Annotated in this window: 10 protein-coding genes; 7 read left to right on the top strand and 3 right to left on the bottom strand. The window is 60.8% G+C overall.

The window, feature by feature from the left end; genetic code table 11:
* From DBR30_RS21390 to pdxY, 5 genes are all read left to right on the top strand, one after another.
* The coding region (locus DBR30_RS21390; protein WP_219927572.1) for a hypothetical protein at positions 1–200 on the top strand (200 nt) is incomplete at its 5' end.
* 154 nt (positions 201–354) lie between these two features.
* Positions 355–1,908, top strand: coding sequence for a lysine decarboxylation/transport transcriptional activator CadC (gene cadC / locus DBR30_RS14070; RefSeq protein ID WP_108541096.1), 1,554 nt, complete (start codon positions 355–357; stop codon positions 1,906–1,908).
* 753 nt (positions 1,909–2,661) lie between these two features.
* The gene (gene cadB, locus DBR30_RS14065) at positions 2,662–3,996 is read left to right on the top strand and encodes a cadaverine/lysine antiporter (protein WP_005347861.1); all 1,335 of its coding nucleotides are present in this window, start codon (positions 2,662–2,664) and stop codon (positions 3,994–3,996) included.
* Positions 3,997–4,073: 77 nt separating this feature from the next.
* Positions 4,074–6,206 carry a lysine decarboxylase CadA gene (locus DBR30_RS14060; RefSeq protein ID WP_069526264.1) on the top strand — a complete coding sequence of 711 codons (2,133 nt, stop codon included), beginning with the start codon at positions 4,074–4,076 and terminating at the stop codon, positions 6,204–6,206.
* Positions 6,207–6,299: 93 nt separating this feature from the next.
* Complete coding sequence (gene pdxY, locus DBR30_RS14055) at positions 6,300–7,160, top strand: pyridoxal kinase PdxY (RefSeq protein ID WP_047435702.1); 861 nt, start codon at positions 6,300–6,302, stop codon at positions 7,158–7,160.
* Between the two features lie 75 nt (positions 7,161–7,235).
* On the opposite strand, the gene DBR30_RS14050 is transcribed toward pdxY, so the two are convergent.
* Both DBR30_RS14050 and DBR30_RS14045 read right to left on the bottom strand, forming a co-directional pair.
* Positions 7,236–7,673, bottom strand: coding sequence for a PliI family lysozyme inhibitor of I-type lysozyme (locus tag DBR30_RS14050; RefSeq protein WP_108541095.1), 438 nt, complete (start codon positions 7,671–7,673; stop codon positions 7,236–7,238).
* Between the two features lie 58 nt (positions 7,674–7,731).
* On the bottom strand, positions 7,732–9,765 hold the full coding sequence (locus DBR30_RS14045) for a M13 family metallopeptidase (protein WP_181363587.1): 2,034 nt from the start codon (positions 9,763–9,765) through the stop codon (positions 7,732–7,734).
* Positions 9,766–9,945: 180 nt separating this feature from the next.
* Here DBR30_RS14045 and tilS point away from each other — a divergent pair, with 180 nt between their 5' ends.
* Positions 9,946–11,304 carry a tRNA lysidine(34) synthetase TilS gene (gene tilS / locus DBR30_RS14040; RefSeq protein ID WP_108588395.1) on the top strand — a complete coding sequence of 453 codons (1,359 nt, stop codon included), beginning with the start codon at positions 9,946–9,948 and terminating at the stop codon, positions 11,302–11,304.
* 89 nt (positions 11,305–11,393) lie between these two features.
* Here tilS and DBR30_RS14035 read toward each other — a convergent pair whose 3' ends face one another.
* Positions 11,394–12,296: a GGDEF domain-containing protein gene (locus DBR30_RS14035; protein ID WP_043818917.1), complete on the bottom strand. Its 903-nt coding sequence runs from the start codon at positions 12,294–12,296 to the stop codon at positions 11,394–11,396.
* Between the two features lie 118 nt (positions 12,297–12,414).
* Here DBR30_RS14035 and DBR30_RS14030 point away from each other — a divergent pair.
* Positions 12,415–12,723, top strand: a 309-nt coding sequence (locus tag DBR30_RS14030) for a cation:proton antiporter domain-containing protein (RefSeq protein ID WP_181363586.1), incomplete at its 3' end; no start/stop codon positions are given.

Genomic DNA, 12,723 nt, shown 5'->3' with positions numbered 1-12,723 from the left:
GTTCAGGGCTTTTTGATTCCGGTATATGGGATGTTCATATGAATACTAGCTGGCACGCTATTTGCCGAAAAGTGCGGTGTCGGATCAACTCAACGGCGATTTATAGCCAAAAAAAGTGGGATCCAGCTCTCGTTTTGCTTAAAGTGCTCCCTTCCGATCCCGGTGGTCGGAATGCCCGCAAGGATGCCCTTCAGACGTAAACAGGATGGCCTGGCCAGACTGACTCTCAGAGATGTGATTGCTTCGGTTCTCTTTTTATCTGTCACCTGTGGTGATAGCGCCTTGTTCCGTTCAGTCAGCCCGGGTTTTGCGTCTCTCTCATCGTGCATTGTCACCATCTGCAGCGAGTGAATCATGAGCGAATCGGTTTTAGAGATCCATGACTGGACCCTGAGCGTTGACGACAACATGTTGTGTCGCCCCGACCGCGAGGTCTACCTCGAACCCCGGCTGGTCAACCTGTTGCGGTTTCTGGCCCATAATGCCGGCACCGTGTTTGGCCGCGATGCCCTGATCAACGAGGTGTGGGATGGCGCCGAGGTAACCGATCAGGTGGTGACCCAGTCCATCTTCGAACTGCGCAAGATCCTCAAAGATGGTCGCACCGATGCGACCGACTATATCGTCACCGTGCCCAAGCGCGGCTACAAACTGGTGGCACCGGTACGGCCACTGCAGGTGGTTTCCGTGGTGATGGTGGACGAGCAGCCCGCGCCCGCGGTCAATACCGCTCTCTCCGACAACCCGACTCTCTCCGATCTGAGCCCGCCTGCGGCTGATCAGGATGATGATGCACAGCCCAATGTCGCCCCTTTTCCCGCCGGGCCCCTGACCCGGGCCATCTCCACCCATGCCAAGGATGCCCGCAGCCGCTGGAAGATGGTGAGTTTCGATATCTTCGTTGCCATCGTGCTGATCGCCATTGTCAGCATGCTCAGCTACCAGCACACCAGCCCCCAGGTGCACGCCATGCTGGATCCCAATCTGCTGGTGTTTCGCTTTCACTCCGGCATGGATGACAACAACGAGAACGTGCGCCTCGCCGATGGCATTACCCGAGCCCTGATGGGGGAGGTGGCCGTGGCTACGCCTTTGCGGGTGCAGTACGGTGCCACCACTCTGATGGGGGGAATCATGCCCGGCAAGGAGCTGAGCGTGCGGGTCACCCGCCAGCCGCGCGGCACCTATCTCGATCTGGAGTATCGCAATATCAACACCAACCGGGTGCTGTTCAGCCATCAGTACCAGCTCAGTCGCCACAGTGTGCACGGCGTGTTGCAGGCGAGCAGCCAGGATCTGCTGCGTGCCCTCGACCAACCCGATGCCGAGCCGGGGATGGGCTGGCCGACCGACGATGCCTCCCTGATGGCGATGATGGAGGCGCAGTACTACATCAACAGCCGGGATCCGGTCGCCCTCAAGCGCGGCATCGATCTGCTGGAGCAGGCGCTGATTGTCCATCCGGATCAGCCGCTGCTGCTGGCGGAGCGCTATCTGGCAGGCGAGGCGCTGGCCACCCTGGCGGGCAAATCCGAGAGCGAGCGGCTGCAGGAGATTGGCACCCATCTAGCCCGCGTGGTGCAAAACAGCGGCGCTCTCCCTGCTCGGGTGTGGGAGGCGTTGACCCTGCAGGCGATCCTCAACGGCCAGCAACAGCAGGCCAACTATCTGTTGGAGAAGGCGGCGAGTCGCGGCCGCTCGGTGCTCTACTACATACTGCAGGGCAAGCTGGCGGAGCTGGACGGTCGCCCCGAGGCGGCGGGTGATGCCTACAGTCAGGCCTTTCTGATGGAGGCGACCGAGCAGACCTATCTGCTCTGCCAGCAGCTCGGTTTCTACAGCAATATGGAGAGCCTCACCCCGGCTCTGTTCAATGCGCTGGGCCAGAGCAAGGTGAAGCTCTTTTAACACCGCAGTGTTGGTTTTCCCCGGTCGGTGCGGTTGCCGACCTCATCCACAGGCTGCCTTCGGGCGGCCTGTGCGGTTTCTGCTCGTCTCAATCCTGCATGTTTGCCACCGGGGATGGTCGCTCTGGTGCGGCCCGATTTATCCCCCGCAGTTCCCCACTATATACATCTGCCTTTGTCTTGCCCGCGGCATTCGCGGCACTCGCGTTTGCCCGGCTTTGCGCCGTGTGCAGCTTGTGACATCTGCTGATTGTTGGCGGCGGGATAAGCTGTCCGTCACGACCCATTTCTCATTGCTTACCGTTTATCGCCGTTGAGTTTTACCTCTGAGCCTGGATTGTGATGAGCCGAGCTGAGGGCCGAACAGGAGGTGAGCGGCCACTCAGGGTAACACTCCAAAGGGCTTCGAGATGGTTACAAGGGGAGTGGGCGCAATGGGAGCTGCTTTATCGCGGGTTTATCTGGCCAAAAATATCAAGACGGCGAGATAAGGGGGTTATCAAGGGGCCAAAATGGGGCGGAAGGATATCAAGGTTTTATCAAGGTGGCGGTGTGACCTGATGTCAATTGACTGTTTTTAAATGGTTTTTATCAAAAATAATGAGACAGCGAAAAAAGTTGGCTCATATTTTTATCCGTTAGCTGGTCTTTATGTTTTCCGGGGATGAGAGGCCTAGTCTGTGCCCATTCTTTGGCGGGGCGTTCCGCCAAATGTGTATGTGACGACCCGACCTTTTATAGAACCGGAGATCTTATGTCCCTAGATACGAGCAAGAAGATTGGCCTTATCGCCTGTACAGGTGTGGTGGCCGGCAACATGATGGGGAGTGGTATTGCGCTGCTGCCTTCGGCACTGGCCACCATCGGCTCCATCTCTGTCTTTAGCTGGGCAATCTGTCTGGTAGGCGCCATGGGCCTCGCCTTTGTCTTCGCCCGCCTTGCTACCAAGAACCCGCAAGAGGGTGGCCCCATTGCTTACGCTGGCGAGATCTCTCCGGTGTTCGGTTTCCAGACCGGTGTGCTTTATTACCACGCCAACTGGATCGGTAACCTGGCCATCGCCATTACCGGCGTCTCCTACCTCTCGGTCTTCTTCCCCATTCTCAACAGCCCAATTCCGGCCGCCGCAGCCACCATCGCTGCCGTCTGGATCTTCACCTTCGTCAACCTGCTTGGCGGTAGCTGGGTGAGCCGACTCTGTACCCTGGGTCTGGTGCTGATCCTGCTGCCGGTTGTCGGTACTGCGGTGATGGGCTGGGGTCATTTTGATGCCACCGTCTACAGCCAGAACTGGAACACCACCAGCGGCAGCGACCTGCATGCGGTCATCAGCGCCGTGCTGATCTGCCTCTGGTCCTTCGTCGGTGTTGAATCTGCCGCCGTCTCTTCCGGCATGGTGAAGAACCCCAAGCGCACCGTACCGCTCGCTACCATGCTGGGTACCGGTATCGCGGGTGTTATCTACATCCTCTCTACCCAGGTGATCAGCGGCATGTTCCCGGCCGGTGAAGTGGCTGCCTCCGGCGCCCCGTTTGCCATGGCCTCTTCCGCCATCTTCGGTAGCTGGTCTGCACCATTCGTCTCTGCCTTCACCGCCCTGGCCTGCTTCACCTCGCTGGGCTCCTGGATGATGCTGGTGGGCGAGGCGGGCAAGCGTGCCGCCAACGACGGCAACTTCCCGAAAATCTATGGCGAAGTGGACAAGAACGGCGTCGCCAAGAAGGGTCTGATCCTGGGCTCCCTCAAGATGACTGCCCTGATGGTTGGCCTGACCGCCTTCACTTCCCAGTCCGCTCACGCTGCCGATCTCTTCAACGTGCTGACCACAGATGCGGTGCTGCTGACCATGCTGCCCTACTTCTACTCCAGCATTAACCTGATCCGCTTCGAGGGCATGACCTCCCGCAGCATCGGCGCGATGATCTTCTCCGGTGTGGCCTGTGTCTTCTGTCTGGTGGCCCTGATGGGTGCCAAGGGTTCCAACCTCACCGCTACCTTCGTGGTGTCGCTCATCATCCTGATGTTCTACGCCAAAAAACAGGGTCTGCGTCAGCACGACGCCCTGCTGAACGAACAACCCAGCAACTAATTCCCCCTTTTATCTTCCGAGCGCTCTTCACTCACCATCCCTGATGGAGAGCGCCCCTTTACGTGTGGAGCATTACGATGAATATCATTGCCATCCTCAACCACCTGGGCGTCTTCTTTAAAGAAGAACCCATTCGCCAGCTGCAAGCCTCCCTCGAGCGCAAGGGTTTCGAGGTTGTTTATCCGGTCGATGTGGCCGACCTGCTGAAACTGATCGAGAAGAACCCCCGCGTTTGCGGCGCCATCTTCGACTGGGACAAATACTCTCTGGGCCTGTGCAAGGAGATCCATGATCGCAACGAGAAGCTGCCGATCTTCGCCTTCGCCAACGACCAGTCCACCCTGGACATTCACCTGACCGACCTGCGTCTGAACGTGCACTTCTTCGAGTACCGTCTCGGCATGGCCGACGACATCGCCCTCAAGATGGGTCAGGCCACTCAGGAGTATCAGGACGCCATCCTGCCGCCGTTCACCAAGGCGTTGTTCAAGTACGTGGAAGAGGGTAAATACACCTTCTGTACTCCGGGTCACATGGGCGGTACCGCCTTCCAGATGAGCCCGGCCGGCAGCATCTTCTATGACTTCTATGGCCCGAACGCGTTCAAGGCCGACGTCTCCATCTCCATGCCGGAGCTGGGCTCCCTGCTGGATCACTCAGGTCCGCACAAGGAAGCCGAAGAGTACATCGCCCGTACCTTCAACGCCGATCGCTCCTACATCGTTACCAACGGTACCTCCACTGCCAACAAGATCGTCGGCATGTACTCCGCGCCGGCCGGCAGCACAGTGCTGGTTGACCGTAACTGCCACAAGTCGCTCACTCACCTGATGATGATGAACGACGTGACGCCGATCTACTTCCGTCCGACCCGCAACGCCTACGGCATTCTGGGTGGTATCCCGCAGAGCGAATTCAGCCGCGACACCATCGCTGCCAAGGTTGCCGCGACACCGGGTGCCCAGGCTCCCCGTTACGCCGTCGTCACCAACTCCACCTATGATGGCCTGCTCTACAACACCGGCTTCATCAAGGAGAGTCTGGATACCCCTTACATCCACTTCGACAGTGCCTGGGTGCCTTACACCAACTTCAGCCCGATCTATGAAGGCAAGTGCGGCATGAGCGGCGAAGCGATGCCGGGCAAGGTGTTCTATGAAACCCAGTCCACCCACAAGCTGCTGGCGGCCTTCTCCCAGGCCTCGATGATCCACATCAAGGGTGACGTGGAGGAAGAGACCTTCAACGAAGCCTTCATGATGCACACCTCCACCTCGCCGCAGTACGGCATCGTGGCATCGACCGAGATCTCCGCTGCCATGATGCGTGGCAACACCGGCAAGCGTCTGATCAAGGACTCCATCGATCGCGCCATCTCCTTCCGCAAAGAGATCAAGCGTCTGCGTGATCAGAGCGAAGGCTGGTTCTTCGACGTATGGCAGCCGGACAACATCGACACCGTCGAGTGCTGGAAGCTTGATCCGAAAGATGACTGGCACGGCTTCAAGGACATCGATGACAACCACATGTACCTGGATCCGATCAAGGTCACCCTGCTGACCCCGGGTATGGGTCGTGATGGCAAGCTGCTGGAGAAGGGCATTCCTGCTTCACTGGTCTCCAAGTTCCTGGACGAGCGCGGCATCGTGGTCGAGAAGACCGGCCCTTACAACATGCTGTTCCTCTTCTCCATCGGTATCGATCAGTCCAAGGCGATGCAGCTGCTGCGCGCCCTGACCGAGTTCAAGCGTGGCTATGACCTGAACCTGACCATCAAAAACATCCTGCCGAGCCTCTATCGTGAAGATCCGAGCTTCTACGAAGGGATGCGCATTCAGGAGCTGGCCCAGAGCATCCACGATCTGACCTGCAAATACCGTCTGCCGGAGCTGATGTTCAAGGCGTTCGACGTGCTGCCGGAGATGAAGATGACCCCGCACGCTGCATGGCAGCAAGAGCTGGCGGGCAATCTGGAAGAGGTGCCGTTGCGTGACATGGTTGACCGCATCAGCGCCAACATGATCCTGCCGTACCCGCCGGGAGTTCCGTTGGTTCTGCCGGGCGAGATGGTGACCCAGGATTCTCTGCCGGTGCTCGAGTTCCTCGAGATGCTGTGCGAGATCGGTGCCCACTACCCGGGTTTTGAGACCGACATCCACGGCCTCTATCGTCAGGCCGATGGCAGCTACACCGTCAAGGTGCTGCGTTAATCGACAGTGACAACAGTCGAAAGTGACAACAACGGGCCGCAAGGCCCGTTTTTCCCTCCGGAATTCCTGTTCTTATTGCGTGAGTCGCCAATCATGAAGCGAGTGCTCTCCATTCAATCCCACGTAGTCTTTGGCTGTGCCGGCAACAGCGCCGCCGTTTTTCCCATGCGTCGCCTCGGGATCGAGGTGTGGCCGATGAACACGGTGCAGTTCTCCAACCACACCCAATACCGCGAAGGCTGGCAGGGGATGGTGATGCCCGGCGGCCATATCCGTCAGCTGGTAAACGGCCTGGCGGAGATCGGCGTGCTGGCCGAGTGCGATGCGCTGCTGAGCGGCTACCTCGGCTCGGCCGAACAGGGGGAGGAGATCCTGGCGGCGGTGGCTCGGCTCAAGGCGATCAATCCGGCCGCCCTCTACTTTTGTGACCCCGTGATGGGTCACCCCGACAAGGGGTGCATAGTGGCACCCGGCGTCGCCGATTTTCTGAAAAACCGGGCACTGGCCTGCGCCGATATGCTGGCCCCCAATCTGCTGGAGCTGGAACAGCTCACCGGCCGCGATATCCGCAATGTGCCGGAGGCCATCGAGGCGTGCCAGCAGCTGCGCGCGCAAGGGGTCAAGCTGGTGATGGTCAAGCATCTGGGCAAGGCCGGTTTTGCCATGGACCGCTTCGAGATGCTGCTGGTGTGCGAGGAGGGGACCTTTCATCTTTCCCGCCCGCTCTACCCTTTTGCCCGCCATCCCATCGGGGTGGGGGATCTGCTGAGCGCCACCATGCTGGCCAATCTGCTGGCCGGTTGTACCCCGGTAGCGGCGTTCGAACTTACCAACGCCAGCGTGGATGCGGTACTGGCCCGGACCTGGCTGGCGGGGGCCTACGAGCTGCAACTGGTTGCTGCCCAGCACGAGATGGCGCTGCCGCAGGTCTCTATCCGGGCGACCCGCCTCTGAGCTGATTACGCGCACAGAAGAAACAACAAAGCCCTGATCATCAGGGCTTTTATATTTCAGATTCGGGGAGAGGGCTCAGTCCTGCGGGCTTCTGAGCGCCTTGACCACATCCTCTTTGGGCTCCAGCTCCTTGACTTGATTGAAGATCTCCAGCTCCCCTTGCGGACTGACGGTGTAGGCATCGGCATCCTGATAGCTGCCGCTGCCAGCGCTCTCGATGATGACCACCAGCTCGGGCTGCTTGTCGCCATTCAAATCGACCAGTTTCAGCTCCCGGATAAAGCCGTTACGGGCCATCACCTTGCCATCCTGAAACTCATCCAGTGGAAACTGGGCGTTCTGGCCCGAATAGAGCCGCATGTCATAGCTGCCGATGGAGGCGGGCTCACCGGCCCCCTGCGCCACCCGGATCACCTGCCCGGAGGGGAGGGTCAGTTGCTTGCTAAATCCCTCTTCGGCTTGTGCCGCCAGCGGCAGGGTTAGCAGCCCTGCCATCATCAATGCTCTGTTCATCTTGCAACCTCTTGCTGTCTCTTGAGTGCGGGCTCCCGGGGAGCCCGCCGTGATGTTGCTACCAGATCTTCACCCGCTTCTGGGGCGGCAGATAGAGTTTGTCCCCCGGCTGGATGTTGAATGCCTCATAGAAGGCGGGAATGTTCGGCACCACGCCATTGACCCGGTACTCGGGGGGCGAGTGGGGGTCGGAGCGCAGCAGCATCTGCATCAGCTCGGGGCGATACATCCCCTTCCACACCTGCGCCCAGCCGAGGAAGAAGCGCTGTTCGCCGGTGAAGCCATCCAGCACCGGTGCCTCCTTGCCATCGAGCGACAGCTTGTAGGCCTTGTGGGCTATGGTTAGGCCGCCCAGATCACCGATGTTCTCCCCCAGGGTAAACTGGCCGTTGACGAACTGGCCGTTGATGGGCTCGAAGCGGTTGTACTGGGCCACCAGCCGGCTGGTGCGGAAGCGGAACTCCTTGAGATCCTGCGGCATCCACCAGTCGCGCATCATGCCGTCGCCGTCGGATTTGGCCCCCTGATCATCAAAACCGTGGCCCATCTCGTGACCAATGACCCCGCCGATGGCGCCGTAGTTGACCGCATCATCCGCCGTCATGTCGAAGAAGGGGGGCTGCAAGATGGCCGCCGGGAAGACGATCTCGTTGTTGCTCGGGTTGTAGTAGGCATTCACCGTCTGCGGCGACATGTGCCACTCGTCCCGGTCGACCGGCTTGCCGAGGCGCGCCAGACTGTCTGCGTATTCAAAGGCTTGCGAGCGTTGCAGGTTGCCCACCAGATCATCCGGTTTGATGGTGATGGCGCTGTAATCCTTCCACTGGTCGGGGTAGCCGATCTTGGGGCGGAACTTGGCCAGCTTCTCGAGTGCCTGCGCCTTGGTCTCGGGCGACATCCAGTCGAGCTCCTTGATGCTCTGGCCGTAGGCGGTGCGCAGGTTCTCCACCAGCTGCTCCATCCGCTCCTTGGCCGCTGGCGGGAAGTAGCTGGCCACATAGAGCTGGCCGACCGCTTCACCCAGATGATCGTTCAATACCCCCAGTGCCCGCTCCCAGCTGGCGCGCTGCTTGGGCGTGCCGCTCAGGGTGGTGCCGTAGAAGGCGAAGTTGGCGCGGTCGGTCTCGCTGTCGAGATAGGGTGCGTAGTCGGTCAGCAGTTGCCACTTGAGGTAGGCCTGCCAGTCGGCGATGGGGGTCTGGGCCATCACCTGATCCAGCGCGCTCAGATAGGTCGGCTGACCGATGATGAGCTCCGGCTGGCCAGCAATGCCCGCGGCGTTCAGATAGGCCTGCCAGTCGAGATGAGGGGCGAGCCGTGCCAGTTCGCTGGCGGGGCGCTTGTTGTAGTTCTTCTCCCGATCCCGCAGGGCGACGTTGTCCCACTGGATGGTGGCGAGCCGGGTTTCGAGGGCCAGAATCCGCTTGGCCTTGCCGCTCGGGTCAGATTCCCCGAGGCGGCTCAGCATGGCGGCGATATGCTGCTGGTACTTCTGGCGCAGGGCCTGACTCTCGGGATCCTGCTTGAGGTAGTAGTCCCGATCCGGCAGCCCCAGTCCACCTTGATAGAGGTAAACCGCATAGCGGTCGGGGGACTTGGCATCGGCGTCGATCCAGATGCCGAACGGCGCGCCGCCGCCCATGCGGCCCGACTGGGCAAAGGCACGGGCCAGCGCGGCCTGATCACCGATCCGATCGATATCTGCCAGCGCCGGTGCCAGCGGGGTGAGCCCCTTGGCGTCACGGCTAGCCTGATCCAGATAGCTGGCGTAGAGATCGCGGATCTGCTGGGTCGGCGTGCCGGTGGCGGCCTCCTGCTTGGCCAGCCCCTCGACCAGCACCCGCACATCGGCGAGGGATTTGTCCCGCAGCATGTAGAAGGCGCCATCGGCGGGACGATCGTCGGGGATCTTGGCGGTGGCGAGCCACTTGCCATTGACGTAACGGAAGAAGTCATCGCCGGGTTTGACCTGGGTGTCCATATTGGCCAGCGCCAGCCCGGAGTGTTTGGGGGAGTCTTGCGGTGCCTGACTGCAGCCAGCCAGCAGTGCCAGTCCAATCAGGCCGGCCAGTAAGCTTTTCTTATTGTTCATCTTGTTTGATTCCAATTCGGATTGTTTGCTTCCCTGCCCATCTTCCTTGCTCCAACCGGTTGTGCGACCGCCTTGCGGCCAGCTTGGTGGAGAGGGCGGGCGAGCCTCACTCTAGCAGCAGGGTTGCAGCTTGATAAGCCCGACTCTGCTAAGATCGGCCGGTCCGTTTTGGGGAAGCCTATGATTTCTCATCTTTATTCTCGCTTTTGTCTGACTATGCCAGCGCCGGAAGGTTCCACCGGTCTGCTGGTGGCCTTCAGTGGCGGCCTCGACTCCACCCTGCTGCTGGTGCTGGCTGCGCAGTATGCTCGCGAGCACGGCCTGCCAGTTCGCGCCCTGCACGTGCACCACGGCCTCAGTTCCCATGCCGATGAGTGGGTCACTCATTGTGAAGTCGTGTGTCAGCAATTGGCGGTGGAACTGCTGGTCGAGCGGGTGACTCTGGCCCGTGGCAATGGCGAGAGTCTGGAGGCGCAGGCTCGCACCGCCCGTTACCAGCGGCTGACCGCCCGGATGCGGGAGGGGGAGTGGCTGCTCACCGCCCACCATCAGGACGATCAGCTGGAGACCCTGCTGCTGGCCCTCAAGCGCGGCGCCGGTCTGCGCGGGCTGGCGGGGATCCTGCCAAGCCAGCCCTTTGCCAGCGGCCTGTTGTTGCGTCCGCTGCTCGATATGAGTCGCGCCGAGCTGGCCGAGGCGGCGGCGAGCCTCCCCTTTGGCTGGGTGGAGGATGAGAGCAATCAGGATGTGAGCTATGACCGCAACTTTTTGCGCCAGACGCTTATCCCCCAGCTCAAGGCGCGCTGGCCCGCCATGGCCCAGACCGCGGCGCGCAGCATGGCCCTGTGCGCCGAGCAGGAAGCGCTGCTGGAGGAGCTTGCCGAGAGCGACTGGCAGCTGGCGGGCGAGGGGGAGGCACTCCATATCGGCCCGCTGCACGCCCTTTCACCCACCCGGCGCAACAACCTGCTGCGCTACTGGATCCGCCGTCAGGGGGGGGAGATGCCATCCCGCGAGCAGCTTGTCCGGCTCTGGCAGGAGGTAGCGTTGGCGCGCGGCGATGCCAATCCCCGGCTCAACTGGGGGCGCCAGAGCTGTCGTCGTTTTCAGGAGCGGCTCTATCTGGTGAGCCCTGACCTGCAACCCTGTCATCAGGTGTTGCCGCTCACCGTGGGTGAGCCGCTGACCTTGCCGGACGGGTTGGGTGAGCTGGTGGTGCGCATGGCGGAGCACGGCGAGGATCTGTTGCGTTCCCCCCGAGCGGACGAGCCGCTCTCGGTGCGTTTTCAGGTGGCGCCCGGGATCCCCCTCAAACCGGTGGGGCGAAGCGGCAGTCGGCGGATGAAGAAGCTGCTGCAGGAGTATGGCGTGCCTTCGTGGCAGCGGGGGCGCATTCCCATCCTCTACTATGGCGAGCAGGTGGCGGCGGTGGTGGGGCTCTTTGTCTGCGACGGTTTTATGGCACAGGGGGCCGGGCTGGTGTGCCACTGGCAGGGGAGCGGTGCAGCCCCCATCCTGCTCGAGCAGGATCTTGCCTGAGGTGATCTCGGTGTGAGGGGGGATTAGCCCCAAAAAAAGAAGCTCCGGTCACATGGCGCGCATGTGCCGGAGCAAAGAAGAGTTCGCGATTATTCGTTAGGGCTGGCCTTGCCTGCTTTCTTGCGGGCGTAGAGGTGACTGTCGGCCGCCTCGTAGAGGCTCGGCACATCGACCCCGGATTGCCAGCTGGCGGCGCCAAGGCTGCATCCGACCGAGAAGGTGCTGAGCTCCTTGTTGGTCATCAACATGTGCTGCAGTCGCAGCCAGACCGGGCGCCACGCCTCGGGTTCGGCCGGTTGCAGCAGCAGGGCAAATTCATCTCCCCCGAGCCGGAAGGCTTGATCCGTACTGCGGATGCACCCCTTGAGCAGCTGGGCGAAGCGGCTCAGCACCAGATCCCCCACCGGATGGCCCCAGGTGTCATTGATCTGCTTGAAGCGATCGAGATCCAGCAGCACCAGCACCAGACCGTGGGGCTCGCGGCTGTGCTGTTCGATGGCGCGACCGATGGCCTCGTCAAAGTAGGAGCGGTTGCCAAGGCCGGTCAGGTGATCGAGCCTGACCAGCTGATCCAGTTTTTCCAGCCGCAGATAGAGGGGCAGCAGCAGGCAGAGCAGCTGATGGTATTGCATCAGTACCCGTTGCTGGCTGCCGCTCATCGGATGTTCCAGCTCGTAGTGGAGCTGGCCGAGCAGCTGGCCATGCTGACCGCGCAGTTCGAACGGATAGTTGTGCAGGTTGAGGGTGGCCAGCGGCGGGTGCTGGATCAGCACATGGGGCTGGCCACAATCGAGGTAGAGACCGTGGATCCTGACAATTCTTGCCGCACGATCGGCAAAAGTTGTCAGCAGACCGCCGAGATCGCTCTGCCCCAACAACTGCTCGAGCAACTGGTTGCGTTCAACGCTGGGCAACGGCGTGAGCCGCTCCATCTGGCGAACCCACTGCTCGATGCCATGGCTAAAGCCATTAAGTGACGACGTATTTTCCATGGTCTTCCACCTGTAACACCTGACTACTGTCTCCTCCCTGCAATTGGCATGCCCAATATATCTTTCCTGCCCGCCAGATCGGCTGACTAAGCTTAAGTCGATAAAAGGAGAGGAAAATTTGTACACCGACCTGTTGATCCTGTTGTTCGCCGCCGTTCTGCTGGTGGCAACTTTCCGGCGCCTCGGCTTGCCGGTCATCCTTGCCTACCTGATTGCCGGCGTCTTGCTCGGCCCCCACGGGCTGGCGGTGATCACCGGCCAGTCGATCATGCAGACCATTGCCGAGCTGGGGATCGTCTTTCTGATGTTCTCGCTGGGGTTGGAGTTCTCCCTGCCGAAATTGCTGGCGATGCGCCGGTTGGTGCTGGGGGTGGGGATGTTGCAGGTGCTGCTCACGTCACTGCTCTTCGTCGCCATCGGCTGGTGG

The sequence above is a fragment of the Aeromonas sp. HMWF017 genome, from assembly GCF_003061465.1.
Classification (GTDB): Bacteria; Pseudomonadota; Gammaproteobacteria; order Enterobacterales; family Aeromonadaceae; genus Aeromonas; species Aeromonas veronii.
This window is presented reverse-complemented; position numbering and strand designations above follow the sequence as displayed.